Annotated in this window: 26 protein-coding genes; 10 read left to right on the forward strand and 16 right to left on the reverse strand. The window is 70.1% G+C overall.

Annotated features, from left to right (window positions below; translation table 11 throughout):
• Positions 1-6: 6 nt before the first annotated feature.
• From BGP03_RS25205 to BGP03_RS25260, 12 genes are all read right to left on the reverse strand, one after another.
• The gene (locus tag BGP03_RS25205) at positions 7-243 is read right to left on the reverse strand and encodes a helix-turn-helix domain-containing protein (protein ID WP_298798020.1); all 237 of its coding nucleotides are present in this window, start codon (positions 241-243) and stop codon (positions 7-9) included.
• On the reverse strand, positions 240-1622 hold the full coding sequence (locus BGP03_RS25210; RefSeq protein ID WP_298798021.1) for a replication initiator: 1383 nt from the start codon (positions 1620-1622) through the stop codon (positions 240-242). The genes BGP03_RS25205 and BGP03_RS25210 overlap by 4 nt, the downstream gene beginning before the upstream one ends.
• Positions 1619-1936, reverse strand: coding sequence for a hypothetical protein (locus BGP03_RS25215; protein ID WP_298798023.1), 318 nt, complete (start codon positions 1934-1936; stop codon positions 1619-1621). Before BGP03_RS25215 ends, BGP03_RS25210 begins: the two co-directional genes overlap by 4 nt.
• Positions 1933-2385 (reverse strand): hypothetical protein, encoded by a 453-nt coding sequence (locus tag BGP03_RS25220; protein WP_298798026.1) that lies wholly within the window; start codon positions 2383-2385, stop codon positions 1933-1935. Before BGP03_RS25220 ends, BGP03_RS25215 begins: the two co-directional genes overlap by 4 nt.
• A complete protein-coding gene (locus BGP03_RS25225; RefSeq protein ID WP_298798028.1) occupies positions 2382-2594 on the reverse strand; it encodes a hypothetical protein in 213 nt (70 codons plus the stop codon). The genes BGP03_RS25220 and BGP03_RS25225 overlap by 4 nt, the downstream gene beginning before the upstream one ends.
• Complete coding sequence (locus BGP03_RS25230; RefSeq protein WP_298798030.1) at positions 2594-2917, reverse strand: hypothetical protein; 324 nt, start codon at positions 2915-2917, stop codon at positions 2594-2596. The genes BGP03_RS25225 and BGP03_RS25230 overlap by 1 nt, the downstream gene beginning before the upstream one ends.
• Positions 2914-4374, reverse strand: a complete 1461-nt coding sequence (locus BGP03_RS25235; protein ID WP_298798031.1) for an FtsK/SpoIIIE domain-containing protein — start codon at positions 4372-4374, stop codon at positions 2914-2916. The genes BGP03_RS25230 and BGP03_RS25235 overlap by 4 nt, the downstream gene beginning before the upstream one ends.
• A 113-nt stretch (positions 4375-4487) precedes the next feature.
• The gene (locus tag BGP03_RS25240) at positions 4488-4652 is read right to left on the reverse strand and encodes a hypothetical protein (protein WP_298798033.1); all 165 of its coding nucleotides are present in this window, start codon (positions 4650-4652) and stop codon (positions 4488-4490) included.
• Between the two features lie 21 nt (positions 4653-4673).
• Entirely contained in the window at positions 4674-5000 is a 327-nt protein-coding gene (locus BGP03_RS25245; protein WP_299737742.1) for a hypothetical protein, read from the reverse strand.
• 4 nt (positions 5001-5004) lie between these two features.
• Positions 5005-5214 (reverse strand): hypothetical protein, encoded by a 210-nt coding sequence (locus BGP03_RS25250; protein WP_298798037.1) that lies wholly within the window; start codon positions 5212-5214, stop codon positions 5005-5007.
• Between the two features lie 414 nt (positions 5215-5628).
• Positions 5629-5877, reverse strand: a complete 249-nt coding sequence (locus BGP03_RS25255; protein WP_298798039.1) for a hypothetical protein — start codon at positions 5875-5877, stop codon at positions 5629-5631.
• Entirely contained in the window at positions 5874-6254 is a 381-nt protein-coding gene (locus BGP03_RS25260) for a hypothetical protein (protein WP_298798041.1), read from the reverse strand. The genes BGP03_RS25255 and BGP03_RS25260 overlap by 4 nt, the downstream gene beginning before the upstream one ends.
• Before the next feature lie 144 nt (positions 6255-6398).
• Here BGP03_RS25260 and BGP03_RS25265 point away from each other — a divergent pair, with 144 nt between their 5' ends.
• The 5 genes from BGP03_RS25265 (at position 6399) to BGP03_RS25285 (ending at position 10232) form a co-directional block, all read left to right on the forward strand.
• Complete coding sequence (locus tag BGP03_RS25265; RefSeq protein WP_298798042.1) at positions 6399-7244, forward strand: GntR family transcriptional regulator; 846 nt, start codon at positions 6399-6401, stop codon at positions 7242-7244.
• Positions 7241-7930: an HAD hydrolase-like protein gene (locus BGP03_RS25270; RefSeq protein ID WP_298798043.1), complete on the forward strand. Its 690-nt coding sequence runs from the start codon at positions 7241-7243 to the stop codon at positions 7928-7930. The genes BGP03_RS25265 and BGP03_RS25270 overlap by 4 nt, the downstream gene beginning before the upstream one ends.
• Before the next feature lie 404 nt (positions 7931-8334).
• Positions 8335-9003 (forward strand): DUF3800 domain-containing protein, encoded by a 669-nt coding sequence (locus tag BGP03_RS25275; protein WP_298798045.1) that lies wholly within the window; start codon positions 8335-8337, stop codon positions 9001-9003.
• Positions 9004-9508: 505 nt separating this feature from the next.
• A complete protein-coding gene (locus BGP03_RS25280; RefSeq protein ID WP_298798047.1) occupies positions 9509-9772 on the forward strand; it encodes a hypothetical protein in 264 nt (87 codons plus the stop codon).
• Positions 9773-9818: 46 nt separating this feature from the next.
• On the forward strand, positions 9819-10232 hold the full coding sequence (locus BGP03_RS25285; RefSeq protein ID WP_298798049.1) for a hypothetical protein: 414 nt from the start codon (positions 9819-9821) through the stop codon (positions 10230-10232).
• Positions 10233-10385: 153 nt separating this feature from the next.
• On the opposite strand, the gene BGP03_RS25290 is transcribed toward BGP03_RS25285, so the two are convergent.
• The 3 genes from BGP03_RS25290 to BGP03_RS25300 all read right to left on the reverse strand — a co-directional run bounded on the left by BGP03_RS25290 (position 10386) and on the right by BGP03_RS25300 (position 13014).
• Positions 10386-10883 carry a hypothetical protein gene (locus BGP03_RS25290; RefSeq protein WP_299737749.1) on the reverse strand — a complete coding sequence of 166 codons (498 nt, stop codon included), beginning with the start codon at positions 10881-10883 and terminating at the stop codon, positions 10386-10388.
• Between the two features lie 291 nt (positions 10884-11174).
• Positions 11175-11906 carry an alpha/beta hydrolase gene (locus BGP03_RS25295; protein ID WP_298798053.1) on the reverse strand — a complete coding sequence of 244 codons (732 nt, stop codon included), beginning with the start codon at positions 11904-11906 and terminating at the stop codon, positions 11175-11177.
• Between the two features lie 169 nt (positions 11907-12075).
• Positions 12076-13014 (reverse strand): D-alanine--D-alanine ligase, encoded by a 939-nt coding sequence (locus BGP03_RS25300; RefSeq protein ID WP_296370525.1) that lies wholly within the window; start codon positions 13012-13014, stop codon positions 12076-12078.
• A 227-nt stretch (positions 13015-13241) separates the two neighbouring features.
• Between BGP03_RS25300 and BGP03_RS25305 the strand changes: the two genes are divergently transcribed.
• Genes BGP03_RS25305 through BGP03_RS25315 form a run of 3 tightly spaced genes read left to right on the forward strand, consistent with a single transcriptional unit; the run spans position 13242 to position 15385 of the window.
• On the forward strand, positions 13242-14237 hold the full coding sequence (locus BGP03_RS25305; RefSeq protein ID WP_296370526.1) for a ferritin-like domain-containing protein: 996 nt from the start codon (positions 13242-13244) through the stop codon (positions 14235-14237).
• A 1-nt stretch (position 14238) separates the two neighbouring features.
• A complete protein-coding gene (locus tag BGP03_RS25310; RefSeq protein ID WP_296370527.1) occupies positions 14239-14427 on the forward strand; it encodes a CDGSH iron-sulfur domain-containing protein in 189 nt (62 codons plus the stop codon).
• Positions 14417-15385, forward strand: a complete 969-nt coding sequence (locus tag BGP03_RS25315) for an iron-containing redox enzyme family protein (protein WP_298798055.1) — start codon at positions 14417-14419, stop codon at positions 15383-15385. Before BGP03_RS25310 ends, BGP03_RS25315 begins: the two co-directional genes overlap by 11 nt.
• 1 nt (position 15386) lies before the next feature.
• On the opposite strand, the gene BGP03_RS25320 is transcribed toward BGP03_RS25315, so the two are convergent.
• Positions 15387-16040, reverse strand: coding sequence for a HemK2/MTQ2 family protein methyltransferase (locus BGP03_RS25320; protein ID WP_298798057.1), 654 nt, complete (start codon positions 16038-16040; stop codon positions 15387-15389).
• Positions 16041-16096: 56 nt separating this feature from the next.
• Between BGP03_RS25320 and BGP03_RS25325 the strand changes: the two genes are divergently transcribed.
• Both BGP03_RS25325 and BGP03_RS25330 read left to right on the forward strand, forming a co-directional pair.
• A complete protein-coding gene (locus tag BGP03_RS25325) occupies positions 16097-16579 on the forward strand; it encodes a GNAT family protein (RefSeq protein WP_298798059.1) in 483 nt (160 codons plus the stop codon).
• Between the two features lie 39 nt (positions 16580-16618).
• Positions 16619-17050, forward strand: a complete 432-nt coding sequence (locus BGP03_RS25330; RefSeq protein WP_298798060.1) for a MarR family transcriptional regulator — start codon at positions 16619-16621, stop codon at positions 17048-17050.
• The last annotated feature ends 64 nt before the right edge of the window (positions 17051-17114 follow it).

Genomic DNA, 17114 nt, shown 5'->3' on the forward strand with positions numbered 1-17114 from the left:
GGCCATCTACGCCACCCCCTGCAGGTCGCGCAGCACCGAGGACGCCGTGACGGCCTCGACGCGGCCCGCCTGGACGAAGGCCTCCAGGTCCGCCACCGCGATGCGGACGTGGGCGCCGACCTTGTGGAAGGCGATCCGCCGTTCTGCGACGAGGCGCCGGACGAACCGATGGGACGTGTTGAGGTACGCGGCCGACTCCGGGACCGTCAGGTAGGAGCCGGAGGCGCGAAGAGGAGTGGTCATGACGCTGCTCTCCTGGTGTCAATCTTGCTCCGTCGCTGTTGCTGGTGGCGTTCGGCGACAGCGGCGGCCAGTTCGCGTTCGCCGTCGTCGCGGTGCCCGAAGTGGACGGGCACCCAGTCGTTGATCACGGTGACCGTGTCGAGGTCGATCGGGATCCGGTCGGGGTCGTCGGTGGCGGTGTCGAGGGCGTCGAGTTCGGCCCGTAGCCGCCATGCCCGTCGGTCAGCCCGGAGGGCGCGGAAGGTCGTGGAGTAGCGCTGGGACTTGGTCAGGAAGTGCCCGCGGAACCCGAGCATGTGGGCCCACCGGCGCAGGTTCAGCTCGTCGTACTGATCGAGGCCGCCGAGGTGCCAGACGGTTTCGATCATGCGTCGGTGATGCGGTGTGACCTCGAGGTACTGGACGTGGTCGAGATCCCGGATCGGCCGGTCCGCGCCGTCGGTGGCCCCGGTGCCCTTGGTGGCGTACTTGGCGATGTAGCCGGCCAACGCCGCGTCGGTCATCTCGCCCTGGTCGTTCTCGACCTGCCCGGCCGCCGACGGGGTGACCGCGCGCAGGTCGAGTTGCGCACCCCAGGCGAGGTCCAGCGCGGTCCCGTCCGGGCGGGCCACGGTCAGCACCGCCGCGGTGGCGGCCCGGGTGATCGCCGCGCGCAGGGTGGTGTGGTCGAGCCCTGCCGGTGCGGGATCAGCCGGGCCGTCGGGGCCGTCGAGGCGGATGATGGCGTGGAAGTGCACGAGCCCGCGCCGCTGGTACTCCGCAACCTTCGCGTAGGACAGCCGGGCATGGTCGCGGAACTCCCGCGCCCGGATGCCGAGCTCGGCGGCCAGGGCGCGACGCAGACACGTGGTGAACCGGGCCCAGAGCGCTCCGGCGTGGGCCTGCCAGAGCACCGCTCCGACGTAGTCGTAGGTGTCGGGGTCGATCGCGGTGCCGATGCGGGGGTCGTCGACGTGGTGGCGCTCGGCACACCGGCAGGGGACGACGAACCCGCGATGGGTGACCTTCCGGGCGTGCACGGGCCCGAACGAGGGCGCGGTGAGGGTGAGGAACGCCCGTGGCCGGTCAGTCACCGTGGCCGGGACGCCCTTGGTGTCGTCCCCGGCGAGCCCGGCACGCAGCAGGTGGAAGGCGTCGGCGGCGTAGCGCTGCGAGCAGGCCGGACACACCGACTCTCGGCGGTTGCCGCACGGGGCCAGGACGTCCCCGGAGCGTTCGAGCAGGATCGCGCCGTCGCGGTCGAGGACGGCCGAGGCGCCGCGCAGGTGGATCGGTGCGGCGCATCCTCCGGTGGCCTCGACCTGGGCCCGCCAGGCCGGGTAGCCGGTGGAGCGCAGCCGGGCGGAGACGAGATCGTCAGACGTTGAGGTGGTGGTCATCGGCGCTCCTGGGTGTCGAGGGCTCGTCGGCCGTGGCAGGTCAGGCGCAGCCCGTGGGCGCGGCGGGTCTGGCCGTGGTCGCTGATCGGGAAGGTGTCGGCGAGGTGCAGCAGCCCGGCGACGGTGAGGGCGTGGACGGTGTCGTGTTCGTCGTGGCCGATCTCGACCGTCAGCGGCCGGGACGGGGTCGAGATATCCAGGCGGCAGACCCGGTCGTGCGGGCCGATCAGGGCGTAGCCGGCGCGCGCGGCGCGGCGGAGCACGGCCAGCGCGGTGGCGTCCAGCTCGACCGCAGCCGTGGGGGTGGTGGTCATCGGTGGGCCTTCCTGGTGTCGGTGTGCCAGTTCGCGGGTCGGGCCAGGTGCTCCCACCGGGCCACGCGGGTGCGGGTGGCTTTCGGGGCCAGGACCGCGGTCCCTTGGAGCGAGGCGGCGCCGCAGCGGACCGGGTGGGTACCGCCGCGGGTCAGCCAGGACCGGGCGAGGAGTTGGTGGACGGCGTCTTCCTCGTAGCGGGGTACGCGGACCACGTGGTCGCTGTCGGGGCCGTCGGCTCGGGCGTAGACCCGTTCACCGCGTCCGACGAGCAGGTACAGCCCCCGGGTGGCGTTCCCGGCGACATGGCGCACGAGGTCGACGTCGTTGGTTTCCGGCCCGCCCCGCCGACCCGAACCCGAGGAAGGGGAAGGGTCGTCGGGGGTCGGGTTGCCGAACAGGTCGAGCTGCCCGCCGGTGTCGCCGGTGCTGGTGTGGGTGGTGGTCATCGCCACCACCACCGCAGTGACGCTTCATGGGTCCACTCGCGGACGAGTTGGCGGGTCACGTGGGTCTCGGTGAGGGCGGCGCCGAGGCAGATGAGCACGAACAGCCCGGAGGAGGCGCCGAGCCACAGCCAGGAGCCGGCGACGAGGACGGCGAGGGCGAGGGTGGTTTTGAGCCAGGTCGCGGCGGCCCATCCGGTGACGTCCCACATCAGGCCACCTCCCGCAGCCAAGCCACATCGCTGGCCCGGTCAGCCGCGGTCGGTAGGGCGACATGGGAGGCGGCGTGCTCGGCCCGCCAGATCGCCGCGATGAGGGCGTCCTCCCGGTCCTCGCGTCGTTCCCGCACCGACCGGAGGGCGAGCCGGGCGAGCACGCCCAGGGCGACGAGGACGGCGCCGAGGATCAGGGCCCGGGTGATCAGGTCCTCCAGCCCCGGCAGGACCGAGGTGGCGCAGGCGGTGGCGCAGATGGCCGTGATCACGCCGGTGAGCAGGCGTACTTCGTGGGTGCGGTGGTCGGTGAGGGTGTTCATGACGCGTCCTCCTGTCCGTTCTCGTCGTCGGTCTCGTCGTGGGTGGGGTGGTGGGGGAAGTCGAGGACCTGCCCGGTGGGCCGGTACGGGGCGCAGCGGGCGGCGAGTTCGTCGATGTCGTGGTCGGTGACGAACCCGGCGCGGAACCGGATCGGGAGCCGGGTGATGGGGTCGATGACGAACCCGATCCCGGCGTGCGCCTCATCCCCGGGGATCTGATCGGCCAGGGCCCCGCGGTCCCGGGCGCCGTCGCCGAGGGCCATGTCGACGTGGGAGGCGGCGGTGACGCCGAGGCAGATGCGGGTGGTGAACAGATCCCGCACGTCGACGACGTCCTTGGTGGGCTCCTGGACGTAGCCGGCCACCGTGTGATCCGCGGCCCGGCCCTGCGTCAGCACCTCAGCGAGCAGGCGCAGGGCTTCGCGGACAGCCGTGCGGTCGCCGTAGGCGGTGAGCATCGCCATCTCGTCGATCACCAGCAGCTCGAGCGGGGTGTCGGCGGTGACCGGACAGGAGCGCACCTTCTCCGCGCGCATCCAGGCTTGCCGGGCGATCATCGAGTCCCGGAAGTCGGTCAACAGGGCGACGGCGGCGTCCATGGTGGTGGCCCAGCGGTGATAGAGCGCCGCACCGCGGTCGGTCTCGGTGCCGCCCTTCAAGTCGATGACCCAGATGCGCACGAGGCCGTCGCGGATCATCGGGCCCATCGCGCGGAGCTGGTTCTGTAGCAGCGAGCCCTTGCCGGAGCCGGAGGCGCCGACGACCAGGAGGTGCTTGCGTCGCACGCACAGGGTGAACGGCTCGCCGCGTTCGTTGTCGCCGATGTCCAGGGCGCGCAGGTCGACCAGATCCGACGACGCCGGGATCGGGGTGGCGGGCAGCGTGTGCGGGAACGGCATTCGCCGCTCCACCACCATCGACAACACCCCGGGCCGGGCCCGGGTCACCGCCACCCGATGCGCACCGAGCGCGTCGGCGAGCGCGGGGGCCCGTTCGGTGAAGGTGTCGGCATCCTGCCCGCGCACCATCCGGACGCTGAGCGTGTCGATCGAGGGGGTGACCGCGCGGACCCGCAGCACCCGCGGGGTGAGGATGGTGCCTGTGCGGCGCTGCTCCCGGGTCAGGTCGCAGTCGTCGAGGACGCCGCGCCAGCGGCGGCCGCGGTAGGCCGTCCAGCTCCGCCACACCGACCGCACCCGAGGGGCCATCCACCGGTCGAAGGTGGCCGGGTGCGCCCGCCACCACACGATCAGGCCGAGGGCGAGCCCGCACACGGTGGCCATCGGGGTGATCGGTCCGGACAGCCGCAGGGCGACCAGCAGCGCGACCGGGGCGAGCAGGAACAGCGGGTGCCGCATCAGCCACGCCAGCGCGCGGATCTCCGCGCCGGTCGAGCGGGTCGAGGGTCGGGCGGCGACGGTCCCGCCGCGCGGGTGGCGGTGATTCTTCGAGGTCATGAGAGACATGGCATTTCCTTCGCAAAGTGATCGGGTTTGGGCATGGAACGGGCCGGGACGCAGAGCGAATGGAGTCGTGCGTCCCGGCCCGGGAATAGCGGGGTGTAGCCGTGCTAGTTCTTGCGGAGTACTGGTCGGGCGGCGTCCATCATGGTGGCCGCTTTCGCGATATCCCGGGCCAGGTTGTCGTGGGTGCGCTTGAACGAGCCGCGCCGGATCGGGATTCCGCGCATTGCTTCGCGGAGTTGACGCATGGCGGAGTCGAGGTCTTCGATCATTCGGTCGACATTCGACATGGCTCAGCGTCTCCAGTCTTTGAGGATCAGTTCCGGTTCGAACCGCTTCGCCTGGGCGGACATGATGCGCAGCGACGAGCGGCAGCCTTTGACCGCGGACTTCACCTCGTCGGAGGTGGCGATGTTCCAGTGCCGGGTGTTGCGGTTGGTCCAGGCGTTGTCGTCGGCGTTCTTCGCGAGCTTCTCCGCCTCGGCCAGGACATCGCCCACGTGCTGTAGGGCGGCCCAGAACTCGCCGAACCGGGCCAGGGCCCGCTTGTCGGCGCGCTGCTTGGCCCACTGACGGGTGCTGCGCACCGCGCTACCAGCGGTGGAGGTCATGGTGGCCATGAGGTCAGACCCCCTTCCGGATCGCGGTCTGGGCCAGGCGGAGCCCTTCGGCGACCCCGGCCCGCCACGCCATCTCCGTCGGAATCTCGGTGGTGTCCGGGGCGGGACGGGTCCAGTGGCGGCGTTCGCGCTCCAGGCGCCGGACCAGCCGGGCCACGCCGTGGGTGCGGGTCTTGGGGTGGGTCTTGTTGGGGTGGGTCGTGGTGGTGGTCATCAGGCACTCGCCTTCCAGCCGGCCTCATCCGAGACCGCGCAGCCGTTGACGTTGGTGGTGGAGTTGTCGTGGATCTCGTCGCCGGTCCCGGCGCAGTTCGGGCAGGTTCCGGTTCCGTCGCAGGCATCGCAGTCCGGACCGTCACCGGCATTCGGATACGAGTCCGACAAGACCCCGTACCCCTGGCAGGGATCGCAGGCCCCGGATCCGGAACACATCTCGCATTCAGATATCCACATGGGGGATCACCTCTCGGTGTGGATGAGTCGATATCGATCGGCCGCGACGGTTGTCGGGGCCGATTTCGGGCATGGTGTAGCAACTGTGGAATTGTCAAGAAACAACCGCGGGCCGAAGATTCGGCGGCGGATCACCGCCCGGAACGGGCGGGGCGAGCAGTCGGGCAGGAGCGGGTTACGCCGCGTCCTGCGAGTCGGCCAGGGTGGCGCGGGCGGTGTCGAGGTCGGCCAACGCGGCGGTGAGGGCATCGCGCAGCCGCACCAGCTCGATGCGGTCGGTGTAGACGTGCAGGTCGCACATCCCGTCACCGTGCAGCGACATCACCACCCGGTTCTCCCCGGCATAGATGCGGGGCTTGATCACCGTCTCGGAGCACACCAGGGCATCCACCGTCAGCGACAGACGCCGGGGCGGGGTGCTCACTTCTCCCCCCGCGACGCCGGAGCCGGACCGGCAGGGGCCAGACCGACAGCCTTGAACGAGATGCCGGAGATCGAGCGGCCGTCGGCGTTGTCGATCTGGTAGGCGTTGATCCGCGGGCTCACCAACGCCACCCGCACGTCCTCGCCGAACCCGTCGCCGGGGTCGGTCTCCAGGGTCACCTTGATCTCCTCGCCCTTCGGGGCCCGCTGACCGGGTGCCGTGCGCAGCTTCGCGAACAGCGACACCACGAACTGCGTCACGCCGTCACGGGTGGTCGCGGGCACGAGGTTGCCGTTGGCGTCCTCGCGCATCTTCGGCGCCGGGGGCTCCACCACCGTGAGCTTGTAGCCGTCCAGCACCACCGGGATGTCTCGCATGACTTCTCCTCCTTCAATCGGAACCGCTCTAGCTTGGCTAGGCAGGTTCAAGCTAGCACAGCTTGGCTAGCCATGTGAAGGGGAGTGCGCGAACCTGCGTAGGTTGGCTAGCAATCCTATGCGAGATGCACGTAGAGTGACCGGATGCGAAATCTCGACCCCGACGACCCCCGACCGCCCTATCAGCAGGTGGCGAACGCTCTGCGTGCTGCGATCCTGACGCGCACGTTCAAGCCGGGGGACAAGCTGCCGTCGGGGCCCGAGCTGGCGAAGCGCTACGGCGTCGCGCGCATGACCGTGCAGCAGGCCATCCGCATCCTGCGCGACGAGGGCCTGATCGTGTCGAGGCAGGGGAGCGGCGTCTACGTCCGCGAGCGCACCGAACGCCCCGTCGGCCTTCGGCCGCATCTCGAACGAGCCTTCGAGGAGCCCAAGGTTTCGATCGACTTCGCCGGGTTCTCCGGCGAGACGTTGCACGGCGCGATCGCCGAGCCCATCGACAAGGTGCGCGCCGGCCGGCTACGCCCGGAGTCGATCCACGTCCGCATCCTTGTACCCGACCCGCACGATCCATGGACCCTGCCCGCCCGAGTGGACGACCTCACCGACAGCCCAGCGTTCCGCAAGAGAGCCGGTCGAATCATGGAGCGTCACACCTACGCGATCGTCGATGCGGTGAACGAGCTCGGCGAGCTCGGCCTCATCGCCGACGCGCACGCCGAGATCCGCGTGGTGCCCGCGGTACCGCTGTTCAAGCTCTACCTGATCAACAACGCCGAAGCATTTTTCGGCTACTACCCCGTGCAGGAGCACACGGTGAAGCTCGACAACGAGCCCACCGCGATGTGGGACCTCATGGGCAAGGACGCCACCCTGTTCCACCACAGCGCCGACAACGACCCCGACTCCATGGCGTCGCAGTACATCGCCCAGTCGGCCATGTGGTTCGACAGCATCTGGGACAGCGTCGCCCGCGAGCCCACCCGGTGAACCTCGCCGCCCTGCTCGCAGAGCGCCCGGTTGTACTGCTCGACTTCGACGGCCCCATGTGCGCCGTGTTCGGCGGGACGCTCAGTGCACCGGAGGTCGCCCGTCGACTTACCCAGGCCGCACGCGGCCAAGGTGTGCAGCTCCGCGCCGACCTCGACGGAACCGGCGACCCGTTCGACGTCCTCAAAGCGGCAGCCCAGAACGGGCCAGACGATGCGGCACGCGTTGAAGCCCTGTTGCGCATCGAGGAGGTACAGGCCGTCTCCACAGCCCCGATCACCGACGGGCTACACGCCGCACTCGCCGCACTCCGAGACAGCGCGCACCGCACCACCGTCGTCAGCAACAACTCCACCGCCGCCGTCCACGCCTTCATCACTGCCCACAGCCTGCACGACCTCATCCGGGGTGTGATCGCTCGTGCCGAGCCAAACCCCGCGCTCCTGAAACCAAGCCCCCATCTGGTCCATCAGGCCATCGCGGACAACCGGGCCAGGCCCGAGCAGTGCATCCTCATCGGGGACTCCGACACCGACATCATCGCCGCACACCACGCCGGAGTCGCCGCCGTCGCCTACGCGAACAAGCCCGGCAAGGTCGGCGCCCTCCAGGCCCAGCACCCCGAGGCCGTCATCACCCACCTCGACGACATCACCCGAGCGTCAAAACTCCCCTACGTTTCCTAGGCGCGCATGCCGCTCACCTGCGTGTTCAGACTTTCCATACTTGTTCAAGGCGGCGCCTGACGGCGCCGCGCGGCGCTCTGCCTGATGCAGCCGCGAACGCTCGCGCGGGGCATGCGGCCTCCGGCCGGTCCCCGCGCGGCGCACGGCTGCGCGCGAGGGCGCCGCAGGACTCCCGGCACCTCTTCAACTTTCACCTAATTAGAGCAGTGTGTCGTTCACTGATGAGCGAGAACCGCCCGTCGTGCGCGGACTAGACTCCGACAATTAATTCCGTGCGCAGTCGGAGTCTAGTCCGCGCACGACGGGCATGTAGGACCAGTTACCCAGCAGCGTCTTGCGGTTTCACCGCTTCGGTCCTTACGTGTATCTTCAGGGGGGATCGATCAGACTCTACGGAGGTCGCAGTGGCAACCGTCTACGTCTTCGCAGATGAGACGGGCAACTTTGATTTCTCGCGAAATAATGGCGCCAGCAAGTATTTCGGTGTTGGCACGATCGTTCTCCGCGACAATCAGCCGGAAGCCCTCTCAGCTGAGCTTGGCCAGCTCCGGCGCACCCTAGCCTGGCGAAACCAGGGCCTGGACTCGTACTTCCATGCCACCTGTGACGCGCAGGCCGTGCGTGATGAAGTTTTCCAGGTTATTGGTCGCCATGACTTCACGTTCTACGCAACCATGTTCGAGAAGTCCAAGGCTCAGCCCCAGCTAAGAACCAGCGAACACATGTTCTACAAGTACTGCTGGTTCTACCACCTTAGACATCTCGCATCTCGCGAAATCCACCAGGGTGACTCACTCTTTCTTGCAGCTGCTGAGATCGGAACCAAGAAGAGCAGGGCAGTCTTTCGACAGTCGGTGAATGACGTACTGAGTCAGTGTGTCAGCTATCGGGTTCCGCGCGTCCTTGCTTTCTGGCCCAACGCCAGCGATCCCTGCCTGCAGGTCGCCGACTATTGCACATGGGCAGTGTCCCGCAAATATGAGCGGAACGATCTACGGTCGTACAATCTGATCGCAAATAAAATACGTGGGGACTTCGACATATTCAGAAGTGGTACACATCATTATTATTAACTCGAGAGAAAGCGAAACCTCTGTCAACTAGCTGCAAGCAGCAGAGCCCCGGGGCTCTTTCGTCGACAGAGGTCGCAGCAACGACTGTACCCGTGGCTCGTGGACCTGTCTACAGGCAGGCACGACTTGTCCACAGTCTCGTTCGAGTTATCCACAGCGCTACAAGAGCTGTCCACAGTCTGCCCTCGCCGGGCGGCAGGTCTCGGAGATGAAGGGTCTGCGGCGCACGTCCCAGTGAGGGTGGTGGGTGCGGGTCGCGTCATCTCCTCGACCTCCCGGAGGGCTACCACACGGCGGCCCGGGCGCATGCTTGGCGAGATCGGCTCACGACCAGCGGGCAGGATGCGCCCGGACCACCGCGCGGTCGGGCGTTGCCAGGTCGAGGAGATGACGCTCCGGTCCCGCCGTGGTCAAGATCAGAACGGCCGGCAAGGCAGCAGGAAGGCATCACGACGCCCGGCACTACCCAGCACGGGCCGGTCACGCAGGACTAACCTCTCTACACATGCGGTTGCAGATACTCGCGAGCGCGCAGGCACAGTTCCCGCCGAGCGCCAACAAGACCGTCATGGTCGACAACGCGTGGAAGCCAACGGGTGGCGCGACGCGGCCACAGCCAAATGGCATGGACGGCTGGACTCACGTCGGCGAGCCCGCGACCCGCGGCGTGGTCAACGGCCTGCGTGATCAGGGCTTCACCTGGGTTAACCTGCAGACAAGCGGTACCGCCAACCAGTTCCGCGACGTCCCTATCTCGATCTTGATTTAGCGAGACACGGCCGTGAACGTCATGAGCCGGCCGCTACGATCTCACGATGCCGCTCACCGCTACCCAACAACGCAACGCAGTATCACAGGGCCTCGCACTTGGGCTTCTGTTGCGCGGGCGGTCTGAGCTGCCGCTCAACAAGTTTGCCGTCGACCTCGCGTTCGAGGGCGCATGGCGATCCTGGGCCTACCGGAGTTCCTTCTCCCAGGTCGCTACCGACATGCGAAATGGATCCGGCGGCCAACGTGTCGCGACGCGGGCGACGAGCAGTAAGAGGGTCACCGGTGTGTGGTGGTCCGATGCTGACGGCAGGTGGACTGTCACCAGCGTTGACGACTTGGACCTTACGGACCCGGCCGACGTTGAGTTCGTCCTGAGCGTCATCGCCGGTGACCTTCCGCTCGAAGCGTGGCAGGACCTAACAACGGAATTCCTGGCCAGGCTTGACCGAGCTCCCTAGAGAGCTACCGGTACAAATCCGGTACAAGGCAGAGCCGATCAGGCCCACCACCAGACGACACGAACCGGCAGGTCAGAGCGTCGGACACAATATCGCCACAGGTCAGGCGCAGTTCACCGACAACTGCATCGGGCAGTGCCGCCTGCGTGCGCGCTATTTGGGATTCGCAGGTCGCTGGCGCTTCTTGGTCCCCATCAGTCCACGAGGCGTATAGGACGGCCCGAGTTCTGACGCTGGTGGCGGGACTTGCGGTCGGGCTGCGCGGACCTGCCGGGCCCGCTCCCGCGCAGCTTCGGCTTGAGCCACGAAGTACGCAGTACGAGCAGCGAGGTCATCGACCGACGGGGCAGGCGGTACGGGAGTGGGCGACGCGACAGGAGCAGTCCTCTTGCGCTGCTGGACGATCAGGAACGGGGCTGCGATCAGCAGCAACGCCGCGAGAACCACCAGGCTGACCTGCCAGAACTTCACGACGGCGTACACCAGGAGAATCAGAGCGAAGATCAGCACGAGGACAGCACCAACACTAGGCTCGCTGTTCTTACGGCGCCGAGTCCGGCCGCCCACCCGTCCCCCGACTCGGATACCTGGGAAGATCGGCACGCTGATCCAAAGCCCCATGTGCAGCACGTCGCCGTCGATCATCAGCACGTTACGAAAGAGATCGCCCTCGCCGGGCGGGCGGATCTCCGGGATGGGTGGGCGTGCCATCGAGCGCGAGCAGCGGGCCACGTCGGGCCATTCACGGGCCATTCCGGCCGGTCAACAGCGGTCAACGACGGCCTGGCCCGACCGGGCCCGCGCGCAGGTCAGACCCCCTGGCCCACCGTGACAACCTGGTTCCCAAGCTGAATATGCGGGTTCGATTCCCGTCATCCGCTCCACACCCGAGGACCACGTGAGGCCCGGGACGGGTTTCGCGTGCCGGCCCATGATCGCCCCTCAGGTCAGGTGGCGGGCGAAGAAGCGGTTCCCGTCGTCCCCCTCGAACTGTGGGACGCCGGTGTGGCCGCCCATGTTGGCGTGCAACGTCTTCTCCGTGGTTCCGAAGGCGTCGAACAGGTCCAGGGCCATCTGCCGGTCGTTGCCCTCGTCGTCCCACTGCAGCAGGACCAGCAGCGGGATGGTGACCTGCCGGGCCTCCTCGAGGATGGCGCGGGGCACGAAGCTTCCGGCGAAGAGGACGGCGGCCGAGATGCGTGGCTCGAGCACCGCCAGCCGGACGCCGATGGCGATCACCCCTCCCGCGAACCCGACCGCGCCACCGATCCCGGGCAGCGCGACGAGGGCGTCGAGGGTGGATCGCCATTCCGGGACCGCCTGGTCGACCAGTGGGAGGACGAGCCGGTCCACGGTCTCGTCGTCGACCGGTTCGCCGGCCCGCAGCGCCCGGCGCATGTCGGCGCGGGCCTCCTCGACCGCGGTGAGACGCGGCCGGTCACCGCTCCCGGGGAGCTCGATGGTGGCCGCGGCCCAGCCCTGCGCCGCAGAGGCCCGCGCCCGGGCGCTGAGGCGGGGGTACGTCCGGTCCAGACCGCCGGGGTGGCCGAGCAGGATCAGCGGGGCCGGCGCGGACACGGAACCCGGCGTCCACAGGATTCCGGGGATCCCGCCGAGGGTGAACCGGCGCTCGAGGACGCCGTCGTCGAGGCGCTGTTCGGTGGTGAATCGCATGGTCGTGCCTTTCGGGAGTGCTCGCAGGCGGCGCTCCCGGACGACCTATCGCCCGACCGTGGCCCCGGAGGGGAGCACCCATGTCGATACTGCGTTCACGGGTACCACCTCCTCGGTCTCTCGCACGGCATGCCGACCGTAGCGATCGTCGGTGCCGTCGCCAACAGGTTTACGCGGCCGCCAGGGCCGAAGCCAGTGCCGTCCGGAACAGCTCGTCCACACCGATGCCCGCGGCCTTCGCCATCACCGCGATCACGCTCTTCGGGGAGAACGAGCAGTACATGCCCGCCTCCAGGAACCACGGGCGACCCCCGGCGTCGATGCGGAAGTCGAAGAGGCTGTAGTGCCGCGCACCCAGGGCCACGTGGCAGCGCCGCGCGGCCTCCCACACCGGGCCGGTCACCGGGTCGGACGGGTCGACGATCCCCGCCCTCGGGGTGTCCTTCGCGGCCAGCCTCAGGCCACCGTCGGCGGTCCGTTCGATCTTGTGGGCGTGGTCCCGGACGTCGTCGACGGCGCACTCCTCGAGCGGGAGGCAGACCAGCCCCCCGTCCCGGACGAGGACGCCGCACCGCACCTCCCGGCCCAGCTCGACGTACCGCTCGACGAGCGCGGAGGGGGAGTGGGTGAAGGCCTCCGTCAGGGCCGGCCCGTAGTCCTCCCGGCTGCGCACCAGCGCGACACCGAGCGAGTTGTCGGCGTCCGCCGGTTTCACCACGGCCGGAGGGGCGAGGGTCGGCCGGTCGCCGGGGCGGAGCAGCTCGCCGGGCGGGACGTCGACGCCCGCGGCCGCGACGATCGCCTTCGCCCACGCCTTGTTCGCCGTGACGGCGGGCGTGCTGCCCACGTACGGGATGCCCGGCACGTCGAACTGCGCCCGGTAGGTGGTCGTGCCGGGAACGCAGAACATGTGCGGCACCATCACGTCGACGCCCAGCCCCACGACGTGCGCGATCCCGTCGGCCGGCGCCATCGGCACCGCCGCAGCGAGAGCGTCCACGCCCAGATCGGTGGGGAAGCGCCACCGGCCGTCCGGCGTGACGTAGGCGATGTGGTGCTCGTAGCCGTCGATCGTGGCGCAGTCCTGCGCGTATCGCGTCCTTGCCACGCAGGATGGTCCGCAGCCGGCTCAGCTTCCGCGGCTCGGTGAGCAGACACCAGATCTCGTGGTAGATCCAGTACGTCGGACGGCTCGACGGCAGCGGCCGGATGACCGGGCCGCCGGTCTGCAGGTACGCGTCCGCCACCCCGGGGGCACGGTGTCGGCTGGCTCACGTCCGCGAGATCCTTTCCGGGATACCCGTGTAGCTCCGCCCGCACCGGGCACCCACTGTCGTGGCCGAAACCCGTACACCCCAGTCCCTGAACACCGCGACCCTCATCACCCAGCTCCGGGCCCTGGAGCGGCTCACCCGCACCGAGGTGAAGGTCGGCCGTGTCCGCGTGACGCAGGCCCGGACCGACGCCGTCCGCCGCGAGCTCGAGCAGAACGCCGACAATGGCGTACGCCGCACCCAGCGCATCGTCGCCCAGCTGCAGGCCCTCGACGCGGTGCCCGACGTCGTCAGCCCGGCCGTGTCCGCCGTCGTCGCGCTGTTCACCAGCACCCTCGAGCAGTCGCAGCCCGTCGAGGAGGCGCTGTTCAACGACCTCGCGCTGGAGCACCAGCTGCTCGACCGCGCCCGCTACGTCCGCACCGTCGCCGAGCACGTGGGACGCGGCGACGTCCGGCGCCTCGCCGACGACCTCGTGACCGCCCACACCGCCACCGTCGAGTGGATCACCACCGTGCTGGCCGAGGAGGCGCTCGGCGGCCCGTCCGCGCTGCGCCCGACGCCGCTGCAGCGCGTCGCCGGCGGCGTGTCCCGCGCCGCGAGCCTGCCGACCCGCGTCGCCGTCGCGGGGTTCAACCGCGCCGTGCACACCGTCGTCCGCACGGGCGAGAGCGCCCGCAGCACCGTCGAGGACGTGGCCGGCACCGTCACGCGGATCGGCGAGGGCACCCGCGAGGTGGCCGTGGCCGGCCGGAACGCCGCGCTCCGGCGCGCCGAGCAGGTCGCGAACCGCGACGGCGCCGACGATGTCGCGGGGGCCGTCCACGGCACCCGCCGCAACCTCGGCACGCTCACCGTCGAGGAGCTGCCGATCGCGAACTACGAGGAGCTGACGGTGCAGAACGCCATCGCCGCCATCCGCGAGCTGTCCGAGCCCGACGACATCAACGCCGTGCTCGCCTTCGAGGAGAAGCACAAGGACCGCACGGGCGTCGTCTCCGCCGCCCAGACGCGCTACGCGGCCGTCGCCAAGGACGCCGCCGGGATCGACCGCTGACATGACGCCCCGACCGACCCGCGTGACCCTCACCGGCGACGGACCCGTGCTGGTCGCCGGGCCGGTCGAGGTGGAGCTGCCCGACGGCACGGTGGTGCGCTCCGACCGGAGCGTCACCGCCCTGTGCGTCTGCCGTCGCAGCCGCAACGCCCCGTTCTGCGACACGAGCCACCGCCGCCGTGTCCGCTGACCCCCGCCTGCCCGCCCCGCGCGGCCCGCTGTCCGACGCCGTGATCGAGGCGTTGCGCTCCGGCGTCACGGTGCTGCCCGCGGTCGAGCGGGCCGATCCCTACGGCGAGGACCTCCAGCTCGCCCTCTACTGCCTCTACGAGCTGCACTACCGCGGCTTCGCCGGCGTCCCCGACGAGCGCGAGTGGGACCCCGCGGTCCTGACGATCCGCGCGGCGATGGAGCACGCGTTCCTCGACCGGTTGCGCGCCGACGTCGAGCCCGGTGACGACGTGACCGCCGAGCTGGACGCGCTGCTGGTGGAACCCGTGGAGCCGGCGGGCCTCTCGCAGTACCTGCGCACCACGGGGGAGCCGTGGCAGGTGCGCGAGTACGTGACCCACCGCTCGCTCTACCACCTCAAGGAGGCCGATCCCCAGGCCTGGGTGATCCCCCGGTTGAGCGGGGCGGTGAAGGCCGGGCTGGTGACCGTCGAGCACGACGAGTACGGCGCCGGCGACGCCCGTCGCATGCACAGCGAGCTGTTCGCGGAGATGATGCGCGCGCTCGACCTCGATCCCGCCTACGGCGCCCACCTGGACGCCGCCCCGGCCGAGACGCTGGCCGAGGTGAACCTCATGTCCTACTGCGGGCTGCACCGCGGGATGCGCGGGGCGCTGGTCGGGCAGTTCGCGGCCGTCGAGCTCACGTCGTCGCCCGGATCGGACCGGCTCGTGCGGGCGTTCCGCCGCCTCGGGCTGCCGGACGCGGCGATCGCGTTCTACGCCGAGCACGTGGAGGCCGACGCGGTGCACGAGCAGGTGGTGCGGCGCAACGTGATCGCGCCGCTGCTGGCGTCCGAGCCGCACCTCGCGGCGGACGTCGTGTTCGGGATCCGGGCCGCCGAGTTCCTCGCCGACCGGTTCGCCGACCGGGTCCTCGCACGCTGGACGCGGGGAGCGTCCAGCCTGCGGGGCTGAGTCACCCCGGCCTGCGGGCCTCGATCACGACGAGCCCCTCGTCGTCCTGGTCGGGACCCATCAGGCCGTCCCGGCGCAGGACCGCCAGCCGCCGGCGCAGGACCGGGCCCAGCGGGATACGGGCCCGCGTCCGGACGGTCGCATCGAGGCCGGCGTCGGCGAGCCGGTCCAGGGTCGCGTCCTCGCCCGAGAGCTCCGACTGCACCAGCAGCACCACGCCACCCGGCGCCAGGTGCGCGGGCACGGCGGCGCAGATCCGGTCGAGCAGCATCCGGCCGTCGGGGCCGCCGTCCCAGCTGCGGCCGATCCGGTGCCGCGGCAGCACCCCGCCGCGGGACGGCACGTACGGCGGGTTGGTGAGCACGAGATCGAACAGCTGCCCCGCGACGGGGGCGAACAGGTCGCCCTGGTGGACGGTCACGCGGGCCCCGTGCAGGCGGGCGTTCGCGCGGGCGGTCAGCACCGAGCGCAGGGACAGGTCGACGGCCGTCACAGCGGACGCACCGGCCCGGGCGGCCGCGACGGCCAGCGCTCCGCTGCCGGTGCCGACGTCGAGCACGGCGCGTCCGGGTGCGAAGCCGCCGCGGTTCAGCTCGTCGACGAGGAGGGACGTGTCGTCCTGGGCCCGGTACACCCCGGGTGCGCGTAGCAGCATGGTCACCACAACCGGATGCCCGGCCGGGACCAGGCCAAACGTGCACACTGGGCGCCATGATCAGCCTACGACCCCAGGACGCCGCCGACCTCCCGCTGCTCGGCGGCGGTGAGAGCCCCTTCGACGAGTTCGGTCCCGAGACGCCCCGGGCGGAGTCCCGACGGGCCGAGCTGGAGGAGCAGGGCGGGCTCACCGTCCTCGACGGGCACGGGCAGGTCGCGGGCACCGTCAGCTGGGTCTGGCAGCAGTGGGGGCCCAACCGCGCGTCGCGGTGCCCGATGATCGGCATCTGGATGCGGCCGGAGTTCCGCGGCCGCGGCCTCGGCACCGCCGCGCAGAAGGCGCTCGTGGAGCTGTTCTTCCGGCACACGACGGCGAACCGCGTCGAGGCGCACACCGACGTCGGGAACGTCGCCGAGCAGCGGGCACTGGAGGCCTCGGGGTTCCGGCGGGAGGGCGTCACACGCGGGGCGCAGTGGCGCGACGGCGCGTACCACGACGGCGTCCTCTACGCGGTGCTCCGCGACGATTCCCGGTAGGAATTGCTCAGTCCAGACTTATCAGTTTAGCCTTCGCGTGTGACCCCCGATCCCCACGACGTCGCGGCGGCCCTGCGCTTCGGCATCGGCCTGCTCGTGCGACGCCTGCGCCAGGTGCGCGACGACACCGAGCTGACGCTGCCGGAGACCTCGGCGCTGTCCCGTCTCGACCGCGGCGGGCCGGCCACGTCGAGCGCGCTGGCGAAGCAGGAACAGATCAGCCCGCAGTCGATGGGCGCGACACTGGGCGGGCTGGAGGCGCGGGGGCTCGTCGAACGGCGGCCCGATCCCGACGACGGCAGGCGCGTGGTCCTCTCCGTCACCGCCGAGGGGGTGGCGGTGCTCGGCGCCCGGCGGGCCGCGCGCACCGAGAGCCTGGCCGCCGTCCTCGCCGAGGGGTTCACCGCGGACGAGCTGCAGCAGCTCCTGGACGCGGCGCCACTCGTCGAGCGCCTGGCCCACCGGCTCTAGGACGCTCCTGAAAAAGCCGGTCGTGTCGGTCCTGGCCGGGACGGTCGGGGCTGGGAGGATCGGT

The sequence above is a fragment of the Pseudonocardia sp. 73-21 genome, from assembly GCF_001899645.1.
GTDB lineage: Bacteria > Actinomycetota > Actinomycetes > Mycobacteriales > Pseudonocardiaceae > Pseudonocardia.

Excerpts from the sequence above, each read along its gene's own strand:
- BGP03_RS25205 (WP_298798020.1), bottom strand. The coding sequence starts at position 243 with ATGACCACTCCTCTTCGCGCCTCCGGCTCCTACCTGACGGTCCCGGAG.
- BGP03_RS25210 (WP_298798021.1), bottom strand. The coding sequence starts at position 1,622 with ATGACCACCACCTCAACGTCTGACGATCTCGTCTCCGCCCGGCTGCGC.
- BGP03_RS25215 (WP_298798023.1), bottom strand. The coding sequence starts at position 1,936 with ATGACCACCACCCCCACGGCTGCGGTCGAGCTGGACGCCACCGCGCTG.
- BGP03_RS25220 (WP_298798026.1), bottom strand. The coding sequence starts at position 2,385 with ATGACCACCACCCACACCAGCACCGGCGACACCGGCGGGCAGCTCGAC.
- BGP03_RS25225 (WP_298798028.1), bottom strand. The coding sequence starts at position 2,594 with ATGTGGGACGTCACCGGATGGGCCGCCGCGACCTGGCTCAAAACCACC.
- BGP03_RS25230 (WP_298798030.1), bottom strand. The coding sequence starts at position 2,917 with ATGAACACCCTCACCGACCACCGCACCCACGAAGTACGCCTGCTCACC.
- BGP03_RS25235 (WP_298798031.1), bottom strand. The coding sequence starts at position 4,374 with ATGACCTCGAAGAATCACCGCCACCCGCGCGGCGGGACCGTCGCCGCC.
- BGP03_RS25240 (WP_298798033.1), bottom strand. The coding sequence starts at position 4,652 with ATGATCGAAGACCTCGACTCCGCCATGCGTCAACTCCGCGAAGCAATG.
- BGP03_RS25245 (WP_299737742.1), bottom strand. The coding sequence starts at position 5,000 with ATGGCCACCATGACCTCCACCGCTGGTAGCGCGGTGCGCAGCACCCGT.
- BGP03_RS25250 (WP_298798037.1), bottom strand. The coding sequence starts at position 5,214 with ATGACCACCACCACGACCCACCCCAACAAGACCCACCCCAAGACCCGC.
- BGP03_RS25260 (WP_298798041.1), bottom strand. The coding sequence starts at position 6,254 with ATGCGAGACATCCCGGTGGTGCTGGACGGCTACAAGCTCACGGTGGTG.
- BGP03_RS25265 (WP_298798042.1), top strand. The coding sequence starts at position 6,399 with ATGCGAAATCTCGACCCCGACGACCCCCGACCGCCCTATCAGCAGGTG.
- BGP03_RS25280 (WP_298798047.1), top strand. The coding sequence starts at position 9,509 with ATGCGGTTGCAGATACTCGCGAGCGCGCAGGCACAGTTCCCGCCGAGC.
- BGP03_RS25285 (WP_298798049.1), top strand. The coding sequence starts at position 9,819 with ATGCCGCTCACCGCTACCCAACAACGCAACGCAGTATCACAGGGCCTC.
- BGP03_RS25295 (WP_298798053.1), bottom strand. The coding sequence starts at position 11,906 with ATGCGATTCACCACCGAACAGCGCCTCGACGACGGCGTCCTCGAGCGC.
- BGP03_RS25310 (WP_296370527.1), top strand. The coding sequence starts at position 14,239 with ATGACGCCCCGACCGACCCGCGTGACCCTCACCGGCGACGGACCCGTG.
- BGP03_RS25320 (WP_298798057.1), bottom strand. The coding sequence starts at position 16,040 with ATGCTGCTACGCGCACCCGGGGTGTACCGGGCCCAGGACGACACGTCC.
- BGP03_RS25325 (WP_298798059.1), top strand. The coding sequence starts at position 16,097 with ATGATCAGCCTACGACCCCAGGACGCCGCCGACCTCCCGCTGCTCGGC.